This window comes from Streptomyces sp. NPDC001828, from assembly GCF_042892175.1.
In the GTDB taxonomy this organism is placed as follows: Bacteria; Actinomycetota; Actinomycetes; order Streptomycetales; family Streptomycetaceae; genus Streptomyces.
In genome coordinates, this window is record NZ_JBIATV010000001.1 from 905,455 (window position 1) to 930,953 (window position 25,499).

Annotated in this window: 25 protein-coding genes and 1 pseudogene; 17 read left to right on the top strand and 9 right to left on the bottom strand. The window is 71.5% G+C overall.

Going from position 1 to position 25,499, the window contains the following annotated elements:
* Positions 1–105 precede the first annotated feature (105 nt).
* The 5 genes from ACFYZA_RS04195 (at position 106) to ACFYZA_RS04215 (ending at position 3,115) form a co-directional block, all read left to right on the top strand.
* Entirely contained in the window at positions 106–1,050 is a 945-nt protein-coding gene (locus ACFYZA_RS04195; RefSeq protein WP_388487014.1) for an ABC transporter ATP-binding protein, read from the top strand.
* Positions 1,047–2,027 (top strand): ABC transporter permease, encoded by a 981-nt coding sequence (locus ACFYZA_RS04200; RefSeq protein ID WP_388487017.1) that lies wholly within the window; start codon positions 1,047–1,049, stop codon positions 2,025–2,027. Before ACFYZA_RS04195 ends, ACFYZA_RS04200 begins: the two co-directional genes overlap by 4 nt.
* A 111-nt stretch (positions 2,028–2,138) precedes the next feature.
* Positions 2,139–2,546: a GntR family transcriptional regulator gene (locus ACFYZA_RS04205; RefSeq protein WP_388487020.1), complete on the top strand. Its 408-nt coding sequence runs from the start codon at positions 2,139–2,141 to the stop codon at positions 2,544–2,546.
* A gap of 23 nt (positions 2,547–2,569) precedes the next feature.
* Entirely contained in the window at positions 2,570–2,746 is a 177-nt protein-coding gene (locus ACFYZA_RS04210; RefSeq protein WP_388487022.1) for a hypothetical protein, read from the top strand.
* A gap of 60 nt (positions 2,747–2,806) precedes the next feature.
* On the top strand, positions 2,807–3,115 hold the full coding sequence (locus ACFYZA_RS04215) for a transcriptional regulator (RefSeq protein ID WP_388487983.1): 309 nt from the start codon (positions 2,807–2,809) through the stop codon (positions 3,113–3,115).
* 47 nt (positions 3,116–3,162) lie between these two features.
* Here ACFYZA_RS04215 and ACFYZA_RS04220 read toward each other — a convergent pair whose 3' ends face one another.
* Positions 3,163–3,861, bottom strand: coding sequence for an ANTAR domain-containing protein (locus ACFYZA_RS04220; protein WP_388487024.1), 699 nt, complete (start codon positions 3,859–3,861; stop codon positions 3,163–3,165).
* A gap of 355 nt (positions 3,862–4,216) precedes the next feature.
* Between ACFYZA_RS04220 and ACFYZA_RS04225 the strand changes: the two genes are divergently transcribed.
* Positions 4,217–5,743, top strand: coding sequence for a neocarzinostatin apoprotein domain-containing protein (locus ACFYZA_RS04225; RefSeq protein ID WP_388487025.1), 1,527 nt, complete (start codon positions 4,217–4,219; stop codon positions 5,741–5,743).
* A gap of 121 nt (positions 5,744–5,864) precedes the next feature.
* Here the strand turns inward: ACFYZA_RS04225 and ACFYZA_RS04230 are convergent, their stop codons facing one another.
* From ACFYZA_RS04230 to ACFYZA_RS04240, 3 genes are all read right to left on the bottom strand, one after another.
* Complete coding sequence (locus tag ACFYZA_RS04230) at positions 5,865–7,025, bottom strand: epoxide hydrolase family protein (protein ID WP_388487027.1); 1,161 nt, start codon at positions 7,023–7,025, stop codon at positions 5,865–5,867.
* Between the two features lie 128 nt (positions 7,026–7,153).
* Positions 7,154–7,360, bottom strand: a complete 207-nt coding sequence (locus ACFYZA_RS04235; protein ID WP_388487030.1) for a hypothetical protein — start codon at positions 7,358–7,360, stop codon at positions 7,154–7,156.
* 81 nt (positions 7,361–7,441) lie between these two features.
* The gene (locus ACFYZA_RS04240; RefSeq protein WP_388487031.1) at positions 7,442–8,161 is read right to left on the bottom strand and encodes a DUF6215 domain-containing protein; all 720 of its coding nucleotides are present in this window, start codon (positions 8,159–8,161) and stop codon (positions 7,442–7,444) included.
* A gap of 232 nt (positions 8,162–8,393) precedes the next feature.
* Here ACFYZA_RS04240 and ACFYZA_RS04245 point away from each other — a divergent pair, with 232 nt between their 5' ends.
* Positions 8,394–8,747, top strand: a complete 354-nt coding sequence (locus ACFYZA_RS04245) for a hypothetical protein (RefSeq protein ID WP_388487985.1) — start codon at positions 8,394–8,396, stop codon at positions 8,745–8,747.
* A 132-nt stretch (positions 8,748–8,879) separates the two neighbouring features.
* The gene (locus ACFYZA_RS04250; RefSeq protein WP_388487034.1) at positions 8,880–9,467 is read left to right on the top strand and encodes a dihydrofolate reductase family protein; all 588 of its coding nucleotides are present in this window, start codon (positions 8,880–8,882) and stop codon (positions 9,465–9,467) included.
* 134 nt (positions 9,468–9,601) lie between these two features.
* Here the strand turns inward: ACFYZA_RS04250 and ACFYZA_RS04255 are convergent, their stop codons facing one another.
* Entirely contained in the window at positions 9,602–10,057 is a 456-nt protein-coding gene (locus tag ACFYZA_RS04255; RefSeq protein WP_382596823.1) for a lamin tail domain-containing protein, read from the bottom strand.
* 342 nt (positions 10,058–10,399) lie between these two features.
* On the opposite strand from ACFYZA_RS04255, the gene ACFYZA_RS04260 reads away from it, so the two are divergent.
* Positions 10,400–11,524 carry a hypothetical protein gene (locus ACFYZA_RS04260; RefSeq protein ID WP_388487037.1) on the top strand — a complete coding sequence of 375 codons (1,125 nt, stop codon included), beginning with the start codon at positions 10,400–10,402 and terminating at the stop codon, positions 11,522–11,524.
* 16 nt (positions 11,525–11,540) lie between these two features.
* On the opposite strand, the gene ACFYZA_RS04265 is transcribed toward ACFYZA_RS04260, so the two are convergent.
* Positions 11,541–12,962 (bottom strand): hypothetical protein, encoded by a 1,422-nt coding sequence (locus tag ACFYZA_RS04265; protein WP_388487039.1) that lies wholly within the window; start codon positions 12,960–12,962, stop codon positions 11,541–11,543.
* Between the two features lie 353 nt (positions 12,963–13,315).
* On the opposite strand from ACFYZA_RS04265, the gene ACFYZA_RS04270 reads away from it, so the two are divergent.
* The 8 genes and pseudogenes from ACFYZA_RS04270 (at position 13,316) to ACFYZA_RS04305 (ending at position 22,087) form a co-directional block, all read left to right on the top strand.
* Entirely contained in the window at positions 13,316–13,927 is a 612-nt protein-coding gene (locus tag ACFYZA_RS04270; RefSeq protein ID WP_388487041.1) for a hypothetical protein, read from the top strand.
* 399 nt (positions 13,928–14,326) lie between these two features.
* Complete coding sequence (locus tag ACFYZA_RS04275; RefSeq protein WP_388487044.1) at positions 14,327–16,195, top strand: carbohydrate-binding module family 20 domain-containing protein; 1,869 nt, start codon at positions 14,327–14,329, stop codon at positions 16,193–16,195.
* 205 nt (positions 16,196–16,400) lie between these two features.
* Positions 16,401–16,957: pseudogene (locus ACFYZA_RS04280) on the top strand (pyridoxamine 5'-phosphate oxidase family protein).
* 171 nt (positions 16,958–17,128) lie between these two features.
* Positions 17,129–17,986, top strand: a complete 858-nt coding sequence (locus ACFYZA_RS04285) for an SGNH/GDSL hydrolase family protein (RefSeq protein WP_388487046.1) — start codon at positions 17,129–17,131, stop codon at positions 17,984–17,986.
* 13 nt (positions 17,987–17,999) lie between these two features.
* On the top strand, positions 18,000–19,232 hold the full coding sequence (locus ACFYZA_RS04290) for an acyltransferase family protein (protein ID WP_388487050.1): 1,233 nt from the start codon (positions 18,000–18,002) through the stop codon (positions 19,230–19,232).
* A 160-nt stretch (positions 19,233–19,392) separates the two neighbouring features.
* A complete protein-coding gene (locus ACFYZA_RS04295; RefSeq protein ID WP_388487052.1) occupies positions 19,393–20,091 on the top strand; it encodes a response regulator in 699 nt (232 codons plus the stop codon).
* Positions 20,088–21,542, top strand: a complete 1,455-nt coding sequence (locus tag ACFYZA_RS04300) for a sensor histidine kinase (RefSeq protein ID WP_388487055.1) — start codon at positions 20,088–20,090, stop codon at positions 21,540–21,542. Before ACFYZA_RS04295 ends, ACFYZA_RS04300 begins: the two co-directional genes overlap by 4 nt.
* Positions 21,539–22,087, top strand: coding sequence for a hypothetical protein (locus tag ACFYZA_RS04305; RefSeq protein ID WP_388487057.1), 549 nt, complete (start codon positions 21,539–21,541; stop codon positions 22,085–22,087). The genes ACFYZA_RS04300 and ACFYZA_RS04305 overlap by 4 nt, the downstream gene beginning before the upstream one ends.
* Positions 22,088–22,223: 136 nt before the next feature.
* Here ACFYZA_RS04305 and ACFYZA_RS04310 read toward each other — a convergent pair whose 3' ends face one another.
* The 3 genes from ACFYZA_RS04310 to ACFYZA_RS04320 are packed head-to-tail and all read right to left on the bottom strand — an operon-like array spanning position 22,224 to position 25,490.
* Positions 22,224–23,582: a GH1 family beta-glucosidase gene (locus ACFYZA_RS04310; protein ID WP_388487059.1), complete on the bottom strand. Its 1,359-nt coding sequence runs from the start codon at positions 23,580–23,582 to the stop codon at positions 22,224–22,226.
* Between the two features lie 29 nt (positions 23,583–23,611).
* On the bottom strand, positions 23,612–24,505 hold the full coding sequence (locus ACFYZA_RS04315) for a carbohydrate ABC transporter permease (protein WP_382596847.1): 894 nt from the start codon (positions 24,503–24,505) through the stop codon (positions 23,612–23,614).
* Positions 24,498–25,490 carry a carbohydrate ABC transporter permease gene (locus ACFYZA_RS04320; protein ID WP_388487062.1) on the bottom strand — a complete coding sequence of 331 codons (993 nt, stop codon included), beginning with the start codon at positions 25,488–25,490 and terminating at the stop codon, positions 24,498–24,500. The genes ACFYZA_RS04315 and ACFYZA_RS04320 overlap by 8 nt, the downstream gene beginning before the upstream one ends.
* Between the last annotated feature and the right edge of the window lie 9 nt (positions 25,491–25,499).

Here is a 25,499-nt window from a genome sequence, read left to right on the forward strand (position 1 = left end):
ATCCGGCCCTCCGCCATCCGGCTCCGTCGGCGGAGATTGACAGGTTCGCGCCCGCCAGACCATGATTCCACTAGTTGACTAATGGAATCGGTCGAGAGGGGGAGCATGAGCGGCACGGCCACTTCGGGTGGGGGTGACGACCGGTGGGCCCTGGAGGCGCACGGTCTTGGCAAGAAGTACCGCCGGGGGTGGGCGCTGCGGGAGGAGACCTTCCGGATTCCGGCCGGCCGCGTCTGCGGTCTGGTCGGGCCCAACGGGGCGGGGAAAAGCACCCTGTTGGGGATCGCGGCCCGGCTCGTCCAGCCGACGCGCGGCGAACTGCGGATCTTCGGGCGCCCGGTCGGCGACCCGTCCGTGATGCCCCGGTGCGCCTACCTCGGCCAGGACAAGCCGCTGTTCAAGCGGTTCACCGTGGCCGAGACCCTGCGCATGGGGCAGGAGCTCAACCCCGGCTGGGACCAGGCGGCGGCCGAACGGATCGTTCGTGAGGGGCAGTTGGCCCCGAACGCCAAGATCGCCACCCTCTCGGGCGGCCAGCGCACCCGGGTGGCTTTCGCGCTCGCCTTCGGGAAGCGCCCCGACCTGCTGCTCCTGGACGAGCCGATGTCCGACCTCGACCCGCTCGCCCGGGACGAGATCGGCTCCCTGCTCATGTCGGAGGTGGCCGAACGCGGCACCACCGTACTGATGTCGTCCCACCTGCTCTCCGAGCTTGAACACATGTGTGACTTCCTGCTCGTGGTGTCCGACGGCCGGGTCCGCATGGCCGGTGACGCCGACGAGTTGGTGCCCATGCACACCCTGGTCACCGGCGTGACCACGGACGGCGGCCTGCCCGACGCGCTCGGCACGCACACGGTGATCGATGTCCGCACCGCCGGAAGGCAGTTCACCGCCCTGGTCCGCCATGAGATACCGCTCGACTCCTCGTGGCAGCTCGCCGAACCCAGCCTCGAAGAGGTGCTGCTCGGCTATCTGCGCCACCCGGAGGCCCCCGCGCTGCTCTCCCCGACCGCCGTCCCCGGCCACCGAAAGGAGCACGCGGCATGAGCGCCCGTACCGCCGGACAGCAGGAAGCCTCGTTCGGCGGGTCCCGCCGGATCCGCGGACTGGCGTGGCTGATGGTGCGTCAGCATCGCGCCGCTCTGATCGCCTGCACCGCGGCGACCCTCATAGGCGCGCTCTGGGTCATCCATGAGCGCGCCACCATGCTGGACACGCTGCACAGTGCGGGCTGGCCCGCGAAGTCCACCGAGGCCCTGGACGGGGCGACGGTACAGCGCCTCGACAACTCCTTCAGCAACTTCGCCGGGTACCTCGGTTACCTGCCGCTCGTGTTCGGCGTGTTCATCGGCGCGCCTCTTCTCTCCGCCGACCACGAGCACGGCACCGCCCGCCTCGTAGCCACCCAGTCGGTGTCCCGACTGCGCTGGCTGCTCTGGAAGTTGGGCTTCGCGCTCGGCTTGGCCGTGGTCACCGCCGGGATCCTGGGAGCACTGTTCGGCTGGTGGTGGCGGGCCGTGCGGCACGTGGTCTCCAGCACCTGGCTCGAGGGCACGGTCTTCGACAACACCCTGCCCGTCCTGGTGGCGCTCACCCTGTTCACCACCACCCTCGGCATCGCCATCGGCGCGCTGGCGCGACGCGCGGTCACCGCGATGGCCGTCACGTTCTTCACCTCGGCGGCCTTCCTCCTGGTGTGCGACCACTTCAGGACGCGGCTCGCCACCCCGCGCCGCGTCGCCTTCCCGCTCGACGGCGCACACCCGGCCGTGCTGAACGACGCGGTCCAGGTCGACCAGTGGATCGGCACCGCCTCCGGCAAGGTCTACGGCTGGGGTACGTGTGTGAACGACGCGGCCACCGAGGCCTGCCGGGCCAGACTGGGGATCGTCAACTCGGTGTGGGACTACTTCGGTTACGACCAGATGGCCACCCTGCAGTGGACGGCGGCCGGTCTCCTGTTGGTGCCGACAGTCCTCCTGGTGGCGCTGATCGTGTGGCGCACCCGGCGCCAGGCGCTGTAGCCGCAGCGCGGGTCCATGCGGGTCCACATCGGTCCGTATGGTCGCCACAGCCGTACGGCAGTTGTTGCGGCAGTCCGTATTGTCAGGGCGAAGGGGAAGGAGGCGGGTGCGATGGTCGTGTTCCGCATAGAGCGACGCAGCGGAGTGCCCGCGTACCTCCAGATCGTCCAGCAGGTCGAGCAGGCGCTGCGGATGGGTGCGCTGGGGGAGGGCGACCGCCTGCCCACCGCGGCGCAGGTGGCCGCCGACACGAAGGTCAACCCCAACACCACGCTCAAGGCGTACCGCGAGCTGGAGCGCTCGGGTCTCGTCGAGGTGCGCCAGGGCGCCGGCACCTTCATCCTCCGCTCCCTGGCCGCTCCCGAGAGCGAGCCCGATTCCCCGCTGCGGGCCCGGCTCGCCGACTGGATGCGGGAGGCCGCCGCCACGGGTCTGACGGAGCAGGAGGTCAGCACCCTCTTCGACACGGTCCGGTCTCACATCTACGCCGCCGGGCTCACCCGGACGCCGTCGGCCTGAGGTCCACTTTCCAAATTGGAAAGTTGTTGAGAGGGTCCGTCGCCGTCGCGCTCGCCCTGGTGTGGGGAGCCTGCCGGCTCCTCGGCCTCGGCACCCCGGTCACGCTCGGCGTGACAGGGGTGACGCTGGGCCTCGGTGCCTGGGCGCACTCCGCCTGGCAGAACGCCACGGTCGGACGGAAGTTGAGGCAAGGCGTATGACGACGTCCCCCCGATTCGGAGAGTGCCGCCTTCGATGCGGCCTTCCGGCATCCGACCCGGCTGACGGCCGCTGCGTTCCTCAGCGCCTGCGACGAGGCCGAGTTCGCGAGCGTACGCGACTACTGCCAGGTCTCCGACTCGGTCCTCAGCAAGGCGGCCTCGGCCCTGGAGGCCGCAGGCTACCTCGGTATCCGCAAGGGCGCGGCCGGCAGGCGCTTCCGCACCTGGCTGTACCTCACGGACGCCGGGCGCGACGCGCCGGCCCGGCACCTGGAGGCCCTCCAGGACCTGGCTTCGGCGGCCCGCAGCGTGGGAGCGGCACGCGCGGGAGGCGACTCGTCCCGTCCTGGCGCGCGCCCCAACACCTAGGCCCCGAAGCGAGTTGCTCACTCCACCCCCTATACCTGCTACACCTGCTACACCTGCGACTCGGCGGACGAGGCTGCCCGGGCTTCCCGGGCTTCCTTGCCTTCCTGGGCGACAGCGGCGGCCAGCTGTTTGCGTACGGGTTCGGGCAGCGGGGTGCCCCCGGCGGAGTCCACCACCTGCTCGGCGAGACGCCGCAGCTTGGTGTTGGTGTGCTGGGAGGTGGAGACCAGCACCTTCCAGGCCTCGTCGGGGCTCAGGCCGAACGCGGCCATGAGGATGCCACGGGCCAGGTCGATGGTTCCCCGGCTCCGCATCGCGCGTCGCAGCTGGTCGAGTTCGAGGCGCAGGTCCGCATCGGGGTCGTCCGCACCGTCCGGGTGGGGGGACGGCGGCTCGTCGTGATCCGGGTCTAGGCCATGCCGCTTGACGATCAGGAGGAGGTCGACGCCGGAGCAGGCGCGGAAGTCGACACCGCCGACGTCCAGTTGGAAGGTCTCTCCGCTCGGCGTGGCCTCGGACGCATCGGCTGCGCCGGACGCGTCCGAGGCGGCGGAATCGTGGCGCAGGGCGTGCAGGAGCCGGTGGTCCGCGTCGAGGTCGAGCTCGCCGCACACGCTCACGACCGTCCGGTCGCCGTCGGGGCGGCTGAAGACCGTGAGCCCGGACAGCCGGTGCGCTCCGGCGAATCCGGCCGGCCCGCCGCATGTGCCGGTCGGCCCGGCCCCGTCCTGTTCACAGCGCGGCATGGCATCTCCCCCTGCACGCTACGGCAGTTCATTCCCGCTCAGATTCGCGCGCCCACGCGATACACGTCAAGTGATACCGGAAGCCAGGTTCGGGTATTCCGCATCGCGAACCGCCGGACCTGCGATTCACGCGTACACGGACCCCGGGCCGCGACGGTCGGGACGCCGTGATCGCGTGGCGCGGCTTGTTCTCGCGGGTGACGCTGGCCGATTGCGAGCTGGTCGTGGGCCGCGTGCGCCGAGAGGATTCTCCCCTGCCGGGTGGGGATACCGAGAGGGGTGGGAGCAGATGAGGATACGACGAAGAGGGGCTCCGGACAGGGGAGTTGGGCTGCTCGGGCGTGGTCTGGTGGCCGTGGCCATCGCCTGTGCCGGAGTGGCGGGGCTGCCGGCGGTCGCCCAGGCGGTTCCCGCCGGAACCGCGTCCACGGCTGCGACGGCCGCCACGGCCGCCACGACGTCCGCGTGTAGTACGGACACGGGCGCGAAGGGCCTGGCGAGTTCGCCGGTCTCCGACAGCCTGGTCTCGGTGGACCGCACGGACGGCCGGATCGCCCAGTTCCAGCTCTTCTACGACTCGACGGCGACCAGGGGCCTGCCCTTCGTCTGGCACCGCGAACAGGTCACGCCGGGCGGTACCTACGGTGCCTGGCAGCGCGTGAGCGCGGCGACCGTGGGCCCGAAGAGCTACTACATCACGGCGATGGAGAACTCGGCGGGCGCCATCGAGCTGCTGTTCTCCACCTACGGGACGTTCTGCCACTCCGTGGAGACCGCCGGCCCCGGCGGCTGGAGCGAGCCCGACGCGTTCGGCCTCGCCCCGACCCCGTACCACGGCGGAGTCGTGCTGTTCAAGGAGCGGGACGGCAGCATCGACGCCTTCGCCTCCGGCTCCAGGAACGGCAGCACGATGGAGCTGCGGCACCAGCAGAACGCGGCATCCGGCTGGGGCCCGGTCCTGTCGACGGGCCTGGTCCCCGGCCAGGACGTGGGTCTGAGCCAGCCCAGCACGGTGGAGCAACTCCCGGACGGCAGGCTGCATCTGACGGCACGTGAGTGGAACCGCGACCGCATGTGGGAGGTCTACCAGACGCTGCCCGGCGGCGGCTGGGGCCCCTGGCAGCTGGTGTCCCCGGCAGCGTTGGCGGCGCCCTCGCCGGCTGCCGCCCCGGCCGGGCCGCAGCTGAACGTGGACCGCACCACCGGTTTGCGGGACGGTGACATCGTCAAGTTCGCCATCGCGGGCGGCCCGCCCAAGGACTACGTCTGGGTCAAGGAGTGCGGCCCCTCGGCGTCCGTGACCACCTGCGACGACGACACGGGCCGCCAGTTCCGGGTGTATCCGGACGGCACGTACCAGCTCTCCCCGAAGAAGCTGTACGCCCAACTCTCCACCACAGCAGGGTCGTTCGACTGCCGTACGGTCTCGACCGCCAACCCGTGCACGCTGGCCCTGACGGACAACAACGGGGCGCTGCTCACCACCGTTCCGCTCCGCTTCGCCCCGCACGGGCCGCTGGAGGCGCCGCCCACCTTGCAGGTGAACCCGGACAAGGGGCTGGTCGACGGCCAGGCGGTGCGGGCGACGGGCAAGGGCTACGAGGTGCAGTACCACGTGCTGGTCATGGAGTGTGCCACCGGCTCCGCCGACACCCTCGGCTGCCGCCCGCGTTCCAGGCCGCCGGCCACCAGCGACAACGGTCGCCTGGACGAGACGGTGACCTTGTCGGCGACGTTCACCGCGATCGACGGCCGCACCATCGACTGCCGTGCGGCCAACGCCTGCGAGCTGGTGGTCTTCGGCACGAGGGTGCGCGGCCCGGAAACCGTCCGCCACCCCCTCGGCTTCGTGCCGACGCCGGCCGCGACGCCGCGAGGCTGAGCCTTCCCAGGCAGTGCGTCGCGGTGAGATGCCCGGGCGGAGCCCGGTGACCGGGCGGGGCCGTGTCCCAGGACGCGGCCCCGCCGTCATGTGCACCCCTGGGTGTTCCTCGGCCGCCCGCTCAGCGGTACGGCCGGAAGAACGCGCGCAGTTCCTCCGCGTACAGCTCGGGCTCCTCGAACGGGGCGAAGTGGCCGCCGCGCTCCGGCTCCGAGGCGTAGACGACGTTGGCGGTACGTTCCAGCCACGCCCGCGGCGGGCGGACGACGTCGCCGCGGAAGATCGAGAATCCCGACGGCACCTCGACCCGGCGGGCCAGCTGCGCGGGCGGGATCGCCGCGTTCGCGTGGTACATGCGCATCGAGGAGCCGATGGTTCCCGTCAGCCAGTACAGCGTGATGTTCGTGAGGATCTCGTCCTTCGTGAGGCTGCGCTCGATGTCTCCGTCGCAGCCGCTCCACGCCCTGAGCTTCTCGACGATCCATGCGGCGAGCCCCGCCGGCGAGTCGGTCAGGCCGAAGGCGGCGGTCTGCGGCTTCGTTCGGTGCATGGCGCCGTACGCGCCCTCACTGGCGCCCCAGGCCGCGATGCTCTCCAGCCACGCGCGCTCCTCCGGCGCGAGGTCCGCGCGGTCGCCGAGGAAGACCGGTACGCCCGCGTCGGTGCGGTGGACCGCCACGACCCGGTCCGGGTGGTCGAGCGCGAGGTAGCGGCTGACGTGGCTGCCGATGTCACCGCCCGACGCGCCGAAGCGTTCGTAGCCCAGTACGCGCATGAGCTCGGCCCACAGTCCGGCCACGGCGATGGAATCCAGGGGTGCCCCGGTGGGCCGGTCGGAGTACCCGTACCCCGGCATGTCGGGTACGACCACGTCGAACGCGTCGGCGGGATCGCCGCCGTGCGCGCCCGGGTCGGTGAGGAGGGGGACGATCTTCGAGTACCGCCAGAACGAGTCCGGCCAGCCGTGGTTGAGGACCAGGGGCAGTACGGGACCGGTCGGGGCGACCGCCCGGGCGTGCACGAAGTGGATCCCGAGCCCGCCGAGCGGGACGCGGAAGCGGGGGAGCCGCGCGAGCGCCGCCTCCTGCTCGGACCAGTCGAAACCGTCGGCCCAGTAGGCGACGAGTTCGCGGAGGTATCCGAGATCGGTCCCGAGCGCCCACCCCGCGTCCTCCGGCGCGTCGGGCCACCTGGTCGCACGCAGTCGTGTGCGGAGGTCGTCGAGCGCCGAGGGGGCGGTCTGCGGGGTGAACGGCTCGGGGCGAGGCAGTGTGTCCGACATGGGACGCACCCTACCGATGAGGCCGCTCCGCACCGAGCAGCGGCGGCGATCGATCCGGGCGGGCGTACTGCGCCGGATGGGAGCAGAGTTGTCCATGGACGCACAGGGGCCGCACAGTTGACGGTACGTCAGGGATGGCTGCCCAGCTGCTGGTTGTTGCCGCTGAGCACATGCTGCTCGGCCAGGACCTGGCACAGCCCCACATGCACGCCGGTCCCGGCACAGTTGTCGTCATCGTTCGGTGTGGCAGGGACGGCGTGGGCGGCACCGGCGAGTGCGAGGGAGGTGAAGGCGGCGATGGTGACCGTGGCGACGGCGGTACGAGTCAGAAGCATGCGCTGCCCAACGACCGGCCGCGTCCGGCGACACTCCTCAAGGACCGCCCCCCATGGGCACGTTCCGCACGCATCCGGGCGTCACCCCTGGGTGACTCCGGCCCCGCCGGTGGTCCATCCCGGCACGGTGGGGAGCACCTTCTCGGCGACGCGCCGCACCACGGCGTCGTCCGGCAACACGCCGTCCGCGCGCCACAGTGTCACCTCGTAGGAGCCGCCGCTGTCCTTGTCGCCCAGGGCGACGGTGAGGGCGCGTACCGGAGAGCCCGGTCCGCTGTTGGTGCCGCGCCCGTCGGTGCCGATGCTGAAGGTGACGGTGCGATCCGAGTAGAAGAACGCCGGGTGCCCGAGAACCGCCTGCTGCTGTGCGCCCTTCCCCAACACCACGGCCGACTCCGCCACCGTCAGCCGGTCGTAGGTGGCCGAAAGCTCCACGGTGTACGCGTCGAACTCCACCCGGGCGGAGGGGGAGACGATGTCCTCGCTGCCCAGCAGGCGCATCGATTTCTGGCTGCCGGAGGCGGTCCGGGGCTTCTGGTCCGGAGTGCCGAGCAGTTCGGCCAGATCGGGACGGTTCAGTGCCTCACACAGCTGTGCGCCGGAGGTGTGTGCCTGCTCGGCCGGCGCCGCCGTCTTGTCGGGCTTGCCGCCCGAGCACCTCGCGGGCTTCGCGGGACTCGTCCCGGACGTCTCCCCGAGCCACCAGGCACCGCCACACAGCGCCGCCACCGCCACCACGGCGGCTATGCCCTGCCGCCATGGATTCCCCTTGTCCACGGGCGCGCCGATGTCTTCAGTCATGTCCCCCACCTGCATGATCCCCCCGGATATGTGCTCGCGGACCATAACCCGTGATCATCGGTGGGACAAGGCAGTTGAGGCCGTCAGGGCCGCCAGGTGTGTCTCCGACGGCGGAGATGCCGGTGCGGCGGCCGATCCGACAGGGGGTATCTCGTTGCACCCTCCACCAGGGGGCCATAGGGTCACCGACATGTCACTGCACGCCCGTATGCGTCAAGCCCTGCCCGAAGCGATGCGTGCCCGCGACAAGGTCGCGGTACGTGCCCTGCGAGCCACGCTCGCCGCGTTGGACAACGCGGAGGCGGTGCCGGTCGGCGCGGTCGAACTGCGCGGCCTCTCGCTGGAGGAGTCGCCGGTCGGCGCCGGCGCCACCGAGGCGGCACGGCGTGAGCTGACCGAGGCGGACATGGCGGAGATCGTGCGCGCCGAGATCGCCGAACGGGTGTCGGCAGCAGAGCAGTTGAGCTCGCCGGCACATGCCGACCGGGCGGCCCAGCTCCATGCGGAAGCCGACGTCCTGCGCCGCTTTCTCGACGACCCGGCCGAGGCATCGCCCGAGCCGTCCCCCAGTACTCCACCAGCGTGATGTGGGCGGGGCGGTGATCGTCGGCCGGGCGGTCGGGGGATTCTGGTGCGGGGGACCGATGAGTTCCGAGGCTCCCCTCCGTCTCACCCGCGACGGAACGAACCGCGTCCCGCAAGCCCAGGAGCCCTCGACATGCGCAAGATCACGGCAAGCCTCTTCATCTCCCTCGACGGTGTCGTGGCCGATCCCCACACCTGGCACTTCCCGTACTTCAGCGACGAGATGGCCGCCGCTGTCGTGGGCGACGTACAGAACTCCGACACGTTCCTGTTCGGCCGCACCACCTACGAAGGCTTTGCCGAGGCGTGGCCTCCGCGCGAGGACGCGGGTGGCGAGGACGCCGGCATGGCGAAGGACTTCGGCGACACCCGCAAGGTCGTCGTGTCGAGCCGCGAGCTCGACTTCACCTGGCGCAACTCCGAGCAGCTCCAGGGCGACGACCTCGTGGCGGGCGTCAGGGCGCTGAAGGCGGAGGGCGGCGGCAAGAACATCGCCGTCACCGGCTCGGTCTCCGTCATCCGTCAGCTGCTGGCCGCCGGCCTGCTCGACGAACTGCGCCTTCTCGTGCACCCGATCGTCCTGGGCCGGGGCCTGCGCCTCTTCGAGGACGGCGCGGGGCCCTTCCCTCTGAAGCTGGTGCACTCGGAGACGTTCGGCACCGGCGTGATGAACCTGCTGTACGCGCCGGCCGACGCGACCGACACCTCGAAGCAGGAGTAGGAAGCAGAAGTAGTTCGACGCTTCCGTCGCGACGGTCCCCTGGTTCTCGGACGCGCCGAAGGCCGGCACCTTCGGGGTGCCGGCCTTCTCACCTCTGGCGCCGTGGCGGCGGCACCGGACGGTGGCAGTGGTGCTTAACGGCGGCCCCAGGACTTGGTGGCGATGATGTGCTTGTGGTCGTCGCGCAGGGTGGCGGTGTCCCGGCTGTTGTCCCAGGCGTAGTCGCGGCGGTTCTGGTAGACGTCGCGACCGGTGTCACGGCCCTTGCCGGTGTGGACCCGTACCGACTGGTGTCCGGCCAGACGCAGGTTGTGGAAGGTGTAGGTCTGGTGGGCGCGGTCGGTGAGCGTCCAGCCCCGGAGGTTCACGGCGCCGCGGCCCGTGTTGGTGACGGTGACCCACTCGGCGTTGAGGCTCTTCTGGGAGTGGTCGTCGCGTCCGGGGCTGTCGTACTGGATCGCTCCGAAGACGATCGGGGAGCGCGGTGCCGCCGGCCGTACGGTGGCGGAGGCGGGGACGGCAGCTGCCGCGGCGAGGCCGGAGGCGGCCAGGGCGAGTGCGGCGACGCGGGTGATGGTGCGAGGAGACATGTGAACTCCCAGTTCACGGCAGCCCGGGGCATGAGCCCGGGGGTGCCGAACGGTGTGAAGTCCGACGCTGGTTCGGCCGGACACCCACACTGTGGCCCGGGTGCGGCCGGGCCGCCCGGAGAACGGTGACACGTAACCAAACACGGAACATGACACACCGTCAGCGATCACGGCGCGTACGCCCCCGCGCGCAGAACGGTGCACGCGCGCCACGTGCGGGTAGCGGCCCGGTACGGCACCCGCCGGGTACTTGGACGCACCGGTGCGAACGGGGGGCAGCCCGTGGGTGGGACGGGGGCTGGCCCCATGGTCCGGGCCGGGCGCATGGGCGACGCTCGGAGCATGTTCCGTACGCCTCTGAACAACGGGTTCCTGCGTACCGCGAGCGCCGCGGCGCACCTTCGGCTGTTCGTCTTCGTCGGCGTCGTCACCGTCCTGGTGACCCGCGCCTTCCTGGCGCTGACCGGCTACCCCAAGCTCGGGGGAGGGGCGGGCAACGGCGGCCTGCACATCTCGCACATGCTGTGGGGCGGCCTGCTGATGCTGGCCGGGCTTCTGGTGATGCTGGTCTTCACCGGGGTCGCGTCCCGTCGGCGCGGAGCCGTGATCGGCGGCGTCGGCTTCGGCCTCTTCATCGACGAGGTGGGCAAGCTCGTCGCCACCGACGGCTACTTCTACCGGCCGGCCCCCGGGATCATCTACCTGTCGTTCGTCGCGCTGACGGGCCTCGCCTGGTGGGTGGCGCGGCGCGCGCGTACGGACCGGCAGGAGGCCCCCGGCGCCGGCGCGGCCCGCGCGGCCCGCGCCGCGGACGCCGCCCTGCAGGGCCTCCTCTGTGGCCTCACCGCGCAGGAGCGGGGCGAGGCCCTGCGCCGCCTGCGGAGCACCGACGCGCGGCCGTCCGCCGTGGACGAGGCGCTCGCGGCCCTGCTCGAAGCGGTGCCCGAACGCCCGCTCCGCAAGGCCGCCCCGCACCACGAGGCACTGGAGCGGGCCCGCGGGTGGGCATCGGCACGAGTGGCCCAACTGGCCTCGAAAAGAAGGCTGGTTCACCTCGTCGCCTGGGGCACGACACTCCAGGCGGCGGTCCTCCTGATCGCCGTGGCCGCCGAAGGCCTCACCGGCGGCCTCGACGGCGAGACCCAGTGGACCGCCATCGCCGGCGCGCTCGCCTGCTCCCTGGCATCCCTGGTGCTCTCCCTGCGCGGAACGGCCCAGTTGCTCCGCGACCGCGACACCGCCCTGCGGACGCTGCGCGCCGCACTCCTGGTGGACCTGCTCGTCGGGCAGGTCTTCAAGTTCACGATCAACCAGTTCTCCGGGGTGACCGACTGGCTCATCAGCCTGGCCCTGCTCTATCTGCTCTGCCAGTTCTCACCCCAGCTGACACACCGTCAGGCGGAGCGCACCCGGGCCGCGGAACGCCCCTCCACGCCGCTTCGCGCGACGACGGGGCAGGCGGCGTGACGCTCGGGCGCGCCCGCTACACCTCGGACCCGCCGCGCGCCCCCCAGTGCAGGACGGCCTCTCGTGCCGCTCTGGCGCGGCTCGCCGTCGCCTCGTGGGTCTGGCCCTCGTCGGCGAAGTACACGGCTCCCATGCTGCCCTTGTCCAGCCAGGCGCAGTTCACCATGGGGGTGTTGGCCACCTCGTAGGACACGCACCGCATCGAACCGCCGAGGCTGCCGGGGGCGGCGGTCCAGGTCGCGTGCACCGGGAATCCGGCCGCGTCCATGCCGCTTTGGAAGTCGCCCAGCGCGTCGGTGGGCGCGTCGTGGAAGTCTCCCGTCTCGCCCCACATCATGAGCGCCGGCTGGTCGGGATCCGGCCCGTACACATAGGCGAACGACTGGGCGCCCTCGTCGGACAGGTCCGGCGCGGCGTTCTTCATGAGTGCCTGGACCGGACTCGCGTCCTGGCGCGCCAAGCCCTGGAAGCGGTCGGGCGCCGACACCGTGTAGCGCGGGTACGCCGCGTACTGGCGGTAGCTCCAGATGCCCGAGGCTACGCCCGACGCGACGACGGCGACGAGCACCACGACGCCGGTCGCCAACTCGTGTCGGCTGTAGGCCGGGACCGGCGGCAAGGCCGGGAAGGGCGGGGCGGCGGTGGGGTCGACGGGTGGAGCCAGTGGGCGGACGGCCGCGCGGGTCCGGGCGCGACGCAGGAAGGTGTTCAGCACGAGGGGCACCGGGAGCGGCGCGAAAGCGGCGAGCCTCCACCAGGAAGGGAGGTGCAACGCCGGGACCGCCAACAGCAGCACCACGCACCAGGCCCCGCGCAGGAGTGCCGTGGTGAGGGGGGCCCGAACCAGCCAGCGCAGCGGTGCACGGCCGGGGCGCCCGAGGGCGGTGAGGGTCTCGGCGAGCACCGCGAGGCGATCGTCCGAGGGGCTGGCCTCGGCTCGGCTTCTGGCTCGTGCGGCGGCCACGGCCGGGTTGCCGAAGGCTGCCAGGGCCAGACGTACGTCGTGCAGCTGAGTCCGCGACGGCGATGTCGGTTTGGGGCCCCGGAGCCCGGCACCGCCCTGCTCCACACGCAGTGCCTGAGTCGAACCCGGCGCCAACTCGCGTACCCGCGCGGCGAGTTGCGCGCCCCGTCCATGGCGAGCGGGGTGGTCCATGTAGTCAGAGGCGAGGCACAGTTCGGCGTACGCGGCGAGGAGCTCGACATCGTCCGGGAAGGCTTCGAGGCCTTCGCGGTAGGCGGCTTCCGCCCGGTCGTCGTGGTCGTCCTCGTCCTCGGCGGCGTGGGCCCGGCCGAGAACCAGGAACAGCCGCGCGTCGGGGCCCTCGGCCTTCAGCGCGTTCCGCGCGGTGCGCCGGGCGTCGGCGAGTCGCCCCGCCCGAAGGTGCCCTTCCGCTTCCGCGTACGCGGACATGACCTCTTGGTGCTCGGCCTGCATGGTTTCCCCACCCCTGATGAACCCGCCGATCCGCTGGAATGGGTTCGGCGCGCAACTATCGCCCGGGGAACGCGCCTGGTCAAGGCCTATTGTGCGCCCCCGCCAACTGTCCGCCTGGGCAGCGGAGTTCAGGGTGCTTCGGGCGCCCTGCCCGAATTCCGGCCGATGCCCGACGGCTCGGCCGTCGTGCTTTCGGCCGAGGGGGCCCTCGGGCGTGCCGGGGCCAAGGGCCCTCGCATCGAGGACCTGTGGCGGGGAGGGGCGGCCGTCGGCTTGGACAGGCTTGATTCGTGCCGCTCCAACCCGTGGGGTGGCGCCTCCTGACGTTCTCCCATTCGAGAGGTTGTCCCTTGATGTTCTCCCGGTCGACTCGCCCCCTGCGCGTCCGCGTGGCCGCCGCCGCGATCGTCACCACCGCCGTCGCGGGTGTGTCCCTCGCCGTGGCCGGCCCGGCCTCCGCCGCGTACGGCCCCGACTACGGTGACGCGTGGGCCAACGGCTACACCGGCAACTACGGCGACAACTGGACGAAGACGTACGACAAGGACTACGGCGACGCCTGGACCCCGCGCGTGCCGGCCCAGAACCGGGCCGACGTCGCCGTCACCGCGTCCGGGCCCGCGCACATCGACCACGACGTGGAGGGGCTGTGGACGGTGTCGATCACCAACACCGGCAAGTCCACGGCTCACACGGTGCGTTCGGTCACCACCATGCCCAACGGCATCGAGCACCGCGCCCACCGCGTCGTGCAGGGCAACGGGCACGCCCAGCTGAACGGTCAGGGCCGCGTCGTGGTCAGCGTCGACGCGCTCAAGCCCGGTGAGACCGTACGCCTCCAGATCGCGGGCCGCGGGCCCTCGTACGGCGGCGGCAAGGTCCATCTCGTCACCAAGGTGACCACCACGTCTCCCGAGAGGACCACGTCCAACAACACCGCGACGGTCCACACCCGCATCGCCTGAGCAGGCACTTGAGGGGCGGAGAGCAGGGTCCGCGCGGCGCCGGTGGCACAGCATCAAGAACTTGCTGCAAGTTTCTGAATGATTTTGCGCCAACTCTTGACGGGGTGCCGGGCGCGGCGGGATCGTCATCCTCGCGCGACCGAGCCCGACCGCCCCGGCGGGCCGAGTGCCGAATGCCGGCCGGACACACCGGCGTTCGGCACGGGACGCCCGCGCGCCGGTCCCGGGACGGACCGGGCGCGCGGGTGGTGCCGTGGGCGGCGGGCGGGTCGCGCGAGCCGCGGTGTCGGCCGACGCCGCGGGTCACCTCCCCGCAGCACGAGCGCGCCGGGCGGCCACTTCCCCATGGCCGCCCACAGGCGCGGATCGGCGCTGCCCCCACCTGCCCAGGGAGCCGCCATGACCGCACCACCGAGCCGCAGAGCAACCGCCGCCCTGTCGACCGGGCCCCGCCGCGCTTCGGCCGGCCTGCTCGCCGCCGGAGCGCTGCTCGCCGGCGCGATCCTGCCCGTCGCCTTCCAGGGCACCGCGCACGCCGCCACCGCCAACGGCGGAGACGTGATCGCCAACCTCTTCGAGTGGAACTGGAAGTCGGTCGGCCAGGAGTGCGCGACCGTCCTCGGCCCGAATGGGTACGGCGCGGTCCAGGTGGCCCCGCCCGGGGACTCGATCAGGCTGTCCGACGGCACCCACCCCTGGTGGGACGTCTACCAGCCGGTGGGCTACGACCTCAACAGCCGGATGGGTACGGAAGCCCAGTTCGCCGCCATGGTGACGGCCTGCCACAACGCGGGCGTCAAGGTGTACGCGGACGCGGTCATCAACCACACCGCGGGCGCCAACCAGACCAGCACCGACTCCTACGGCGGCGCGAGCTTCAACCCCGGGGCCTACACCTACGGCAGCATCGGCTACGACCGCTCCAGCTTCCACGACTACCCGGCCAACTGCCCCAACGCCGGAAACGTCATCAACGACTGGAACAGCGCCCAGCAGGTCCAGGAGTGCCAGCTGGTGTCGCTCTCGGACCTGTACACCGAGAAGGACGACGTCCGCTCGAAGATCGCGGGATACCTCAACAAACTGGTCGGCTACGGCGTGGACGGCTTCCGGGTGGACGCGGCCAAGCACATCGCGCAGACCGACATGGCCGCGATCCTCGCGAAGGTCGGCGACACCCGGTGGGGCGGCCGGCCCTACGTCTACCAGGAGGTCATACCGGGCGGCAGCGGGCAGCTGGCACCCAGCGCGTTCGAGGGCAACGGCAGCGTGCTGGAGTTCACCTACGCGCACAAGCTCAAGGACCAGTTCAACGGCAGCATCGCCAACTTGAAGACGTTCGGGCAGAGTTGGGGCTTCGAGCCGAGCGACAAGTCCGCGGTCATGGTGACCAACCACGACCTGGAGCGCGACAACAGCACGCTCACCTACAAGGACGGGTCCAAGTACACCCTGGCCCACATCTTCGAACTCGCCTGGGGCTACGGCACCCCGCAGGTCTACTCCGGATTCCGGTTCAACAGCAACGACGACTCCCCGCCGGCCGACGCCAAGGGCTACGTCACCGACACCGACTGCTCCTCCAGCGCCTGGAATTGCGCGGACCGCGACCAGGGCATCGCCAACATGGTGGGGTGGCACAACGCCGCCAAGGGCCAGAGCGTGGCCAACTGGTGGGACAACGGCGCCAACGCCATCGCCTTCAGCCGGGGCAAGGCCGCGTGGGTGGCCATCAACAACGGCGGCGGCGCGGTCACCCAGACCTTCACCACCGGCCTCGCGGCCGGGACGTACTGCGATGTCATCCACGGCACGCCGGCCAACGGCGGCACCTGCACGGGCCCGGCGGTGACGGTCAACTCCTCGGGCCAGGCCACGGTCACGGTCAACGCCGGTGACTCGGTGGCGCTGTACGCGGCCGGCGCCGCGTGCACCGGCAACTGCCCGACCTCCTCACCCACGCCCCCGGCGTCCGGCACTGTGAGCGAGACCTTCCACGAGACCAAGACCACGGCGTGGGGCCAGAACGTGTACGTGGTCGGATCGATCCCGGCCCTGGGCGCCTGGGACCCGAATGCCGCCATCGCCCTGTCCTCGGCGTCCTACCCCGTGTGGTCGGCCACTGTGAACACCCCGGCGAGCACGCCATTCGAGTACAAGTACATCGTCAAGGACGGTTCGGGGAACGTCACTTGGGAGTCCGGGGCCAACCGCGTCCACACGGCGGCGGCGTCAGGTTCGGAGACGTTGGACGACACCTGGAAGTAGTGCGGGCCCCTGTGTGGGTGGGAAGCCGGGTAGGTGGGAAGGGGCGCCGACCCCGCCGGGACGAGTGCGGGCGGGCGCGGGGCCGGAGCGGCTCCGCGCCCGCCCGCCGCGCGGCTTCGGGCAGGTCGGGGGGAACGGATCGGCAGGCCGATGATTTCCACGCGCCCCAGGAGTCGTTATGGGGGAGAGCGAAAGGAGATCCGCCATGCCTACACACGGATCCGCCCAGCAGCCCACCACCGAGCTCGACTCCCGCTACAGCTCCGCGCTCAACCCCAGGCCCGGCGCCGAGGAGGCCGCCGCCACCGAGTGGGCCGAGGCGCGGCGGCAGCTGGCGCGGGCCGAGATCTTCTGGGTCTCCACGGTGCGGCCGGACGGTCGCCTGCACGTCACTCCCGTGATCGCCGCCTGGCACGACGGGGTGCTGTACTTCTCCACCGGCCCGGACGAGCAGAAGGCGAAGAACCTCGCCCATGACGGCCACTGCGCCCTCACCACCGGAGGCAACTCGCTCACGGAGGGGCTCGACCTGGTCGTCGAGGGCAGGGCGCGGGCCGTCACCGATCCCGCGGTCCTCGAGGAGGTGATCGCGGCGTACGAGGCGAAGTACGGGGCCCACATCACCGCACCCGAGGGCACCTTCCACGGGATCGGGGACGCCTTGCGCAAGGGGACGTGCTGCTGTTCGCGGTCGCTCCGGCCACCGCGTACGGCTTCGGCCGGGAGGGCGGGGCCTTCACCCACACGCGGTGGTCGTTCTGAAGCGGTGACGGAGGGAGGCGTCGCGGGGCCGTCCGGCTCCGGCGCGGGCGAGAGCCCCGCCCGGGGATCGACGGCCACCGGGCCCCCGGCTCTTTGACAGCCTTCTTCGTGTTGTGTGAGCGAACGATGACGGCGGGCCTCGTGCCCGTTGTGTGCTGGTTCGCTGAGGCCATGAACAGCGACTACTCCGGTTCGACCGGCCACCGAACCCACCAGCACCCTTTCCCTGGCCTGACCCGGCGCGCCGGCTGCGCAGCCGCCCTCGCCGCCGTGCTCGGCGTCGCGCTGGTCGGCTGCGGCGGACACGACAAGGACGCACGGCAAGGCGGCGCCGACGCGGCGGCGAAGCCGTCGGGCGCCGGCGGCAACGGTACGAGGGTGCTGTGGGTGGGGGACTCCATCGCCGGCGCGGAGGCCCCCGCCCTGGGCGCGGCCCTGAAGGCGGGCGGGGTGGCATTCAAGGACGCGTCGTCCGACGGCGGCGGCACGGTCGTCGACGCCGGCGACGGGATCACCGGCAAGATATCCGCCGACACCTGGAAGCAACTGGCCGCGAACATCGGCTCGTTCAAGCCCACCGTGATCGCCTATCAGGTCACCACCTACGACTGGGGCCCCCAGGACAAACAGCGGGCCGCGTACGAAAAGCTCGCCAGGACGGCCCAGGACGCCGGCGCCGAACTCGTCCTCGTACCGGCCCCGCCCATCAAGATCGACGATTTCTACAAGAAGTACGAACCCCAGATGCGTACCGCCCCCAAGGCGGCTCGGGAAGCCGCCAAGAACAGCGGCGGAGCGGCCGTGTTCCTCGACTCCTCCCCGCTGTGGGGCACCGACGCGGCGGCGCAGAAGGCGCTGCGTTCCTCCGACGGCATCCACAACTGCCAGCAAGGAGCGGCCGCCTTCGCCAAGTGGCTGAGCGAACAGCTGGGCCGGGAGGCTGGGTTCACGCCCGCACCCGTGGACGCCTGGGCCACGGGAGCGTGGACCGGGGACGCCCGGTACGGCAACCTCAAGTGCGGCGGCTGAGGACCCGCGACCCATGTCCGTCCTCCCTCTCGCGTCCACCGCGCCGCCCCGCCACCGCGCCCCGCGCCCCGACGGCGGACGTGCCCACATCGCCGCGCTCGACGGGCTGCGCGGATTCGCCGTCGCGGCCGTACTCCTCTTCCACGCCGGGCAGTTGAGCGGCGGATTCCTCGGCGTGGACCTCTTCTTCGTCCTGTCGGGGTACCTCATCACCGGGCTGCTGCTCGGAGCGGCACAGAGCGGTGGACCGGGGGCGCTCGCCCGGTTCTGGATCCGCCGGGCCCGCCGTCTGCTCCCCGCCCTGGTCGTCGTGGTCGTGGTCACCGTGCCGCTCGTGTGGGCGCTGGGCACCGTGGAGCAGCTGCGCTTCGCACTCGGCGACCTGCCGTGGGTCGCCGTCCAGGCGGTCAACTGGCACTACATCGCCGATGGGACCGGCTACTGGAACGCCTCGGACACCCGCGTCTTCGCCCACCTGTGGAGCATCGGCGTCGAGTGGCAGTTCTACCTGGTCTGGCCGCTGGTCCTCGCCGCCGTCGCCCGGGGCCGGCACGCCCGGCGCGCGGTGGTCGCCGTGGCCGGGGCCGGTGTCCTGGTCTCCCTCGCCCTGACGGTCACGCTCGGAGCCGCGGTGGACACCACCCGGGCGTACGAGGGCACCGACACCAGGGCGGCGGCGCTGCTGCTCGGGGCGCTGGCGGCGACCGCGCCGGTGCGTTCCCTCACCGCCGCGATACCGCGCCGCGCGGCGGACGCGCTCTGCCTGCTGCTCGCCGCCGGGCTCGCGGCGGCCTGGGTGGCGACCGACGGCGAGAAGGCGCCGCTGCTTTTCAAGGGCGGCCTGTTCCTCCACTCCGTGGCCGCCGCCCTGCTGATCGTCGTCATCGCGCAGGTGCCCGGCACCAGGGCGGTACGGCTGGTGGGGAGCTTGCTGCCGCGCCGCCTGGGCGAGTGGTCCTACAGCCTGTACCTGTGGCACTGGCCGGTCTATCTGGTGCTGCTGCCGCGCCTGTCCGGGCTGGGAGGGTGGGGTGCCACGGCGGTGGCGATCGGGGTGTCGCTCGCTGCCGCCGCGACGACCAAGCGCTTCGTCGAGGATCCGGTCCGGTTCCGCTCGGGCTGGGCGCGCGGGCGTCGGGGCCCGGTCGTGGTGGCCGTTCTGGTGCTGGCCACGGTCGCCCTGTGGCTGCTGATCCCGGTCCCGGCGCCGGGCGCGGGCACGGTCGACGTCAACCAATTGCGCTGAAGCCGCCCCTTCACCGGCGGGGCCGCGCAAAAGGCCTCAGATCGGGAGGAGGTGTCAGGGAGCGAAGGCGCGGTGCGGCAGTGTTCGCGGACTTCGTACCGCTATTACCGTGCATGTGTCGCATGCGCATTGCGTCCGGTGAAGGTGAAGGGATCCATTCATGACCCGCGTGCTGTTGATCGAGGACGATCCGGCGGTACGCCGTGGTGTCGTCCTGGGGCTGCGCCGCTACGGACACGAGACCGAGGCGGTCGGCAACGGCGAGGACGGCATGGAGGCGCTGGAGGCCTTCCGGCCGGACCTCGTGCTCCTCGATCTGATGCTGCCCGGCATGAACGGCCTGGAGGTGTGCCGGCGCATCCGCGAAACGAGCCAGATCCCCATCGTGATCCTGTCCGCACGCGGCGACGACATGGACGTCGTGGTGGGTCTCGAAGCCGGCGCCGACGACTACGTGGTCAAGCCCGCAAGCGGCGCGCTCATCGAGGCCCGGATGCGCGCGGTGCTGCGCCGCGTCGCCCCCTCGCAGGCCGACACCGACACGCAGGCCGGGCCGACGGTGGTGGGGGACCTGGAGATCGACCGGGGCGCGCTGCGCGTCCACAAGCGCGGCGAACTCGTACCGCTGGCCCCCTCCGAGATGAAACTGCTGCTCTTCCTCAGTGCCGCCCCGGCCCGGACCTTCGGCAGGCAGCAACTCCTCGAAGACGTCTGGGAGCACAGCTACTACGGCGACGCGCGCCTGGTCGACGCCTGTGTGATGCGGCTGCGGTCCAAGATCGAGGACGATCCGCGCAACCCCGAGTACGTCCAGACCGTACGGGGCTTCGGCTACCGGTTCGGCCCGGTGCCCGCGTGAGACTGCCCTTGGCGCGCGGCCTGCGCACGCGCCTGGTCGTGGCGTTCCTCCTCGTCGCCGCGCTCAGCGCCCTGATCACCGCGGCCCTCACCTTCCGCCAGGCCCGTGGCGCGATCCTCCAGCGCACCCAGAACGCGGCCGTGCACGACCTGCGGCTCCAGACCGATTCGCTCGCCCCGAACCTGCCGGCCGAGCCCACGGACGACGACCTGCGCGGCCTCTCGCACCAGCTGGACCGCGTCGGCGGCGCGCGCGGCTGGAACACCGCCGTCTCCCGCGACGACGGACCTCCGCTCGGCACCGCCAGCCCCATCAGCACCACCCTGGGCGCGGCGGCCCGCAAGAGCGACACCACCCTGTACGAACGCACCGACCGGGGCGACGGCCCGCGCCTGCTCATCGCCATGCCCGTCAACTACGACGCGAGGGACGGCACTTCGGCCTCGAAGCCGTCGGGCATCGTCGTGTACGCCGCGTTCGCCCTGGGTGCCGAGCAGGCGGACATCTCCGCCCTGATCACCGCCGCGTGGGCCGGCGCCGTCCCGGCGCTCGCCTTCGCCGCCGTGGCGGCCCTGTTCGCGGCCCGTCGCGTACTGCGTCCCGTACGCCACCTGCGCACCGCCGCCGAGAAGATCACCTCGGGCGCGCTCGACACCCGCCTCGACGTCACCGGCAACGACGAACTCGCCGAACTCACCGGGACGTTCAACACGATGGCCACCTCACTGGAACGCGACGACGCGGTGCTGCGCCGCATGGAGGCCAACGCCCGCAGGTTCGCCGCCGACGTGTCCCACGAGCTGCGCACCCCACTGGCCGCGATGGCCGCCGTCACCGACGCGCTCGACGAGGACGCGCACTCCGGCCAACTGCCCCCGGACACCGCCGACGCGGTGCTCCTCATCAGCGACGAGACCCGCAAACTCGCCCGCATGGTCGAGGACTTGATGGAGATCTCCCGCTTCGACGCGGGCGCGGCGGCCCTCCATCTCGACGAGGTCCCTCTGCGCACGCTCCTGCACAAGACGCTCGCCCTGCGCGGCTGGCACGAACCGGAGCAGGTCGTGACCCGCCTGCCCGGCCATGACGTACGCGTACGGGTCGACGCCCGCCGCGTCGACGTCGTGCTCGCCAACCTGATCGCCAACGCGCTGCGGCACGGCGCCCCGCCCGTGACCGTCGAGGCGCGCGTCATGGACGAGAGCCTCGTCATCGACGTCGCCGACCGTGGCCCCGGCATCCCCGAGGACGTACTGCCGTACGTCTTCGACCGCTTCTACAAGGCGGACGTCGCGCGGACCCGCTCCGAGGGCAGCGGCCTCGGCCTCGCGATCGCCAGGGAGAACGTGCGGCTGCACGGCGGCACCCTCACCGCCGCCAACTCCCCTGATGCGGGAGCCGTGTTCACCCTGACCCTGCCGATCGGAACGCTGGGGGAGGAGCAGGCATGAGGCGCCGTCTCGTATCGCTCACCGCCCTGCTGACGGCCGCGCTCGCGGGATGTGGAGTGGGCACGACGGGTCCGGCGCCGGCCGGGCCGCCGGCGTCCGGGCTGCGCGCGCCGGGCAGCGTGCGGTACTACGCGCAGGTCTACTTCGTCGGCCCGTACGGGGTCCAGGCCGTCGCCCGCCGAGCGAAGCCCCCGGCGGGTCCGCAGCAGGCTCTCGATCTGCTCCTCGAAGGCCCCGACGCGGCGGAACGCGCCCGTGGGCTGATCACCGAGGTGCCCGCGATGCCGGGACGCCCCACCGCGACCGCCGGGGCCGGGGCGGTGGACCTCTACCTTCCGGTACCGGTGGCGAGGATGAGCGGCGGGGGCCTGGGCGTGACCCAGCTCGTCTGCACCGCCGCCAACGCCCAGGTACCGGGCGGCAAGCAGCCACCCGCTGTGGACGTGCGCGTCCACGAGGCGGACACGCCCGGCGTCTGGACCGTGCGCTGCAACGCGGCCGGCAACGTCCTGCCCATGCCGAACGCGTCGCCGAGCGGCCCCTGAGGCGGGCCGAAGCCGGTGGCTCGGCACGCGCGACAGGATCAGCACCTGTACGGATGCGGGGCCACCCGGAGGACTTCCGCCGAGGCGGGTGGGCCGGCCGCGGCCGAGCCGCCCCACCGCTCGGGAGCGTGGCGGCTCAGTCCGCCTGGCCGGCGCGGTGGGCCCGGACGATGTCCGCGTACCGGTGCCCGCTGGCCTTGAGCGTGCGGGCCTGCGTGGCGTAGTCGACGTGCACGAGGCCGAAGCGCTTGTCGTAGCCGTAGGCCCACTCGAAGTTGTCCAGGAGCGACCAGGCGAAGTAGCCGGCCAGCGGGGCGCCCTTGCGGGCCGCCGACGCGCAGGCGGCCAGGTGGCGTTCCAGGTAGTCCACGCGCTCCGGGTCGTCGATGCTGCCGTCGGGGCGGACCACGTCCGGGAAGGAGGAGCCGTTCTCCGTCACGTAGATCTTCCGGGCCCCGTAGTCCTCGGTCAGGCGCAGCAGCAGGGACTCGATGCCGTCCGCCTCGATCTCCCAGTCCATGCCGGTGCGTGGCACGTCCTCCCGGCGGATGGAACGGCCGTACGGGACCGGACCGCCCGGGTCGTCGGTGACGTATGCGGGGAAGTAGTAGTTGAGGCCGAGCCAGTCCAGCGGGGCCGCGATGGTCTTCAAGTCGCCCGCGCGTTCCGGGAGTTCGACCCCGTACACCTCGCGCATGTCGGCGGGGAAGCCGCGGCCGTGGACGGGGTCGAGCCACCAGCGGTTGACGTGGCCGTCCATGCGCCGGGCCGCCGCCAGGTCCTCGGTGCGGTCGGTGGCCGGGTGGACGGGGGAGAGGTTGTTGACGATGCCCACCTCGGCGCCCGGGGCCGCCGCGCGGATGGCCTGGGTGGCCAGGCCGTGGCCGAGGAGCAGGTGGTAGGAGGCGCGGACGGCCGCGGTGAGGTCGGTGAGGCCGGGAGCCATCCTCCCTTCGAGGTGGCCGATCCAGGCCGAGCACAGGGGCTCGTTGAGGGTGGCCCAGTGCGACACCCGGTCGCCCAGGCGCTCGGCGACGACCGAGGCGTACGCGGCGAAGTGCTCGGCGGTCTCGCGCTCGGGCCAGCCGCCCCGGTCCTGGACGGCCTGCGGCAGGTCCCAGTGGTAGAGGGTGACGGAGGGGGTGATCCCCGCCGCCAGGACGCCGTCGATCAGCCGGTCGTAGAAGTCGAGGCCCTTGGCGTTGACCGGGCCGTCACCGCCCGGCACCACACGCGGCCAGGCGACCGACAACCGGTAGCCGTTGACGCCGAGTTGCTTCATCAGGGACACGTCCTGCGGCCAGCGGTGGTAGTGGTCGCAGGCCGTGTCCCCGTGGTCGTCGTTGTCGATCTTGCCGGGGGTGTGCGAGAAGGTGTCCCAGATGGACGGCGAGCGGCCGTCCTCGGCGACGGCCCCCTCGATCTGGTACGCCGAGGTGGCCGTGCCCCACACGAAGTCGTGCGGAAGCGCGGCGAAGTCGATCGGTGCGGACACGTGAGTCCCTTTCGGAATGCGGGAGTTGGTCACTTGACGGCGCCCGCCGTCAGCCCGGTGACGAGATAGCGCTGGAGCAGCAGGAAACCGACGACCACGGGGACGCTGACGACGAGGGAGGCGGCCATGATCTGGTTCCAGTACACGTCGTTGAGCGTGGAGTAGCCCTGGAGGCCCACGGCCAGGGTCCGGGTGTCGTCGTTGGTCATGACCGAGGCGAAGAGCACCTCGCCCCATGCCGTCATGAAGGCGTAGACGGCGACCGCGACGATGCCCGGTATCGCGGCCGGCACCACCACGCGGAACAGCGCGCCGAGCGGGCCGCAGCCGTCCACCAGGGCCGCCTCGTCCAGGTCGCGGGGCACCGAGTCGAAGTAGCCGATCAGCATCCAGATGGAGAACGGCAGCGAGAAGGTGAGGTACGTCAGGATCAGTCCGCCGCGCGAGCCGAACAGGGCGACCCCCGTGGCGTTGCCGATGTTGACGTAGATCAGGAACAGCGGCAGCAGGAACAGGATGCCCGGGAACATCTGGGTGGAAAGCACGGTGACCGTGAAGACGCGCTTGCCGCGGAAGGAGTAGCGGCTGACCGCGTACGCCGCGAACACCGCGATGACGACCGAGCAGACCGTGGCGGTGCCCGCCACGATCAGCGAGTTCACGAAGTACCTCGCGAGGGGCACGGTCGACCAGATGTCGATGTACGGGCGGATCGTGAGCCCGCTCGGCACCCAGCGGAACTTCCCGGAGACGTCCTGGAGCGGCTTGAGCGAGCTGGACACCATGACGTACACGGGCAGCAGGACGAACGCGGTGAGCAGGGTGAGGAAGACGCGCCGCGACCAGCGGAAGGAGCGCGGCGGCGCCATCGGCGAGGGGGCCGGCCGCCGGGACGGCCGGGTCGTGTCGGCGGTGCTAGACATCGGCCGTCTTCCTTCCTCGGGAGGTCAGCAGCAGGTAGCCGCCCGTCACGATGAGCAGGAAGAGCAGCAGCAGGACGGACATGGCGGAGCCGGTGCCGAAGTTCCAGGTGACGAACGACGACTGGTAGATGTGGATGGAGATGAGGTCCGCGGCCGCCGGCGCCGACTTCCCGAACAGGACGTACGGCGTGTTGAAGTCGTTGAACGTCCACAGGAAGAGCACCAGCACCAGCACCTGGTTGACCGGGCGCAGCGAGGGCAGTGTGATCCGGCGGACCTGCTGCAGCATGCCCGCGCCGTCGAGCGCGGCGGCCTCGTACAGCTCCCTCGGGATGTTCTGGAGGCCGGCCATCACGATGAGGAAGGCGAACGGCCAGCCCTTCCACACCGACACGATCAGCAGGGCGTAGAAGCTGTTGTCGCCGATGAGCCAGAAGGACGGCTTGTCGGTGAGGTGCAACTGGTCGTGCAGGACGTGATTCACCAGGCCGTTGTCGTGCTGGAACATGAACGCCCAGGTGATGACGGCCGCGTAGACGGGCAGCGCGTACGGCACCAGGAAGATGGTCCGCAGCACACCCCGGCCGCGGAAGTTGTCCTGCAGGTAGAGCGCGGCCGTGGTGCCGATCAGCCAGCACAGGCCGACCGAGAGCACGGTGAAGACGACGGTGACCATGAACGAGTGGAGCAGCGCCTCGCCGACGGCACCGTGGAAGTCCACCGCCAGGCGGTAGTTGGCCGTGCCGGACCAGGGCGCGGTGCCCCAGTCGCGGATGTAGAACTGGGTGAGTTCCTTGAAGCTCATCGCGACGCCGATGACCATCGGCACCAGGTGGACGAGTAGTTCGAGGAGCAGGGCCGGGAGCAGGAGCAGGTAGGGCAGTCCGATGCGCCTGATCCGCCCGGGGCGGCGCGGGCCGCGCGCCGCCCCGGGGGAGTGCTCGGGCACCGACCGCGTGCCTGCGGGAGGGGCCGTGGTCGTCATGAGGGTGTC

Coding starts and splice junctions, on each gene's coding strand:
- ACFYZA_RS04290 (WP_388487050.1), top strand. CDS start 18,000: ATGTCCGTCCTCCCTCTCGCGTCCACCGCGCCGCCCCGCCACCGCGCC.
- ACFYZA_RS04200 (WP_388487017.1), top strand. CDS start 1,047: ATGAGCGCCCGTACCGCCGGACAGCAGGAAGCCTCGTTCGGCGGGTCC.
- ACFYZA_RS04260 (WP_388487037.1), top strand. CDS start 10,400: ATGTTCCGTACGCCTCTGAACAACGGGTTCCTGCGTACCGCGAGCGCC.
- ACFYZA_RS04205 (WP_388487020.1), top strand. CDS start 2,139: ATGGTCGTGTTCCGCATAGAGCGACGCAGCGGAGTGCCCGCGTACCTC.
- ACFYZA_RS04265 (WP_388487039.1), bottom strand. CDS start 12,962: ATGCAGGCCGAGCACCAAGAGGTCATGTCCGCGTACGCGGAAGCGGAA.
- ACFYZA_RS04240 (WP_388487031.1), bottom strand. CDS start 8,161: ATGACTGAAGACATCGGCGCGCCCGTGGACAAGGGGAATCCATGGCGG.
- ACFYZA_RS04255 (WP_382596823.1), bottom strand. CDS start 10,057: ATGTCTCCTCGCACCATCACCCGCGTCGCCGCACTCGCCCTGGCCGCC.
- ACFYZA_RS04270 (WP_388487041.1), top strand. CDS start 13,316: ATGTTCTCCCGGTCGACTCGCCCCCTGCGCGTCCGCGTGGCCGCCGCC.
- ACFYZA_RS04285 (WP_388487046.1), top strand. CDS start 17,129: ATGAACAGCGACTACTCCGGTTCGACCGGCCACCGAACCCACCAGCAC.
- ACFYZA_RS04195 (WP_388487014.1), top strand. CDS start 106: ATGAGCGGCACGGCCACTTCGGGTGGGGGTGACGACCGGTGGGCCCTG.
- ACFYZA_RS04315 (WP_382596847.1), bottom strand. CDS start 24,505: ATGTCTAGCACCGCCGACACGACCCGGCCGTCCCGGCGGCCGGCCCCC.
- ACFYZA_RS04320 (WP_388487062.1), bottom strand. CDS start 25,490: ATGACGACCACGGCCCCTCCCGCAGGCACGCGGTCGGTGCCCGAGCAC.
- ACFYZA_RS04275 (WP_388487044.1), top strand. CDS start 14,327: ATGACCGCACCACCGAGCCGCAGAGCAACCGCCGCCCTGTCGACCGGG.
- ACFYZA_RS04305 (WP_388487057.1), top strand. CDS start 21,539: ATGAGGCGCCGTCTCGTATCGCTCACCGCCCTGCTGACGGCCGCGCTC.
- ACFYZA_RS04295 (WP_388487052.1), top strand. CDS start 19,393: ATGACCCGCGTGCTGTTGATCGAGGACGATCCGGCGGTACGCCGTGGT.
- ACFYZA_RS04250 (WP_388487034.1), top strand. CDS start 8,880: ATGCGCAAGATCACGGCAAGCCTCTTCATCTCCCTCGACGGTGTCGTG.
- ACFYZA_RS04230 (WP_388487027.1), bottom strand. CDS start 7,025: ATGTCGGACACACTGCCTCGCCCCGAGCCGTTCACCCCGCAGACCGCC.
- ACFYZA_RS04235 (WP_388487030.1), bottom strand. CDS start 7,360: ATGCTTCTGACTCGTACCGCCGTCGCCACGGTCACCATCGCCGCCTTC.
- ACFYZA_RS04245 (WP_388487985.1), top strand. CDS start 8,394: ATGCGTGCCCGCGACAAGGTCGCGGTACGTGCCCTGCGAGCCACGCTC.
- ACFYZA_RS04220 (WP_388487024.1), bottom strand. CDS start 3,861: ATGCCGCGCTGTGAACAGGACGGGGCCGGGCCGACCGGCACATGCGGC.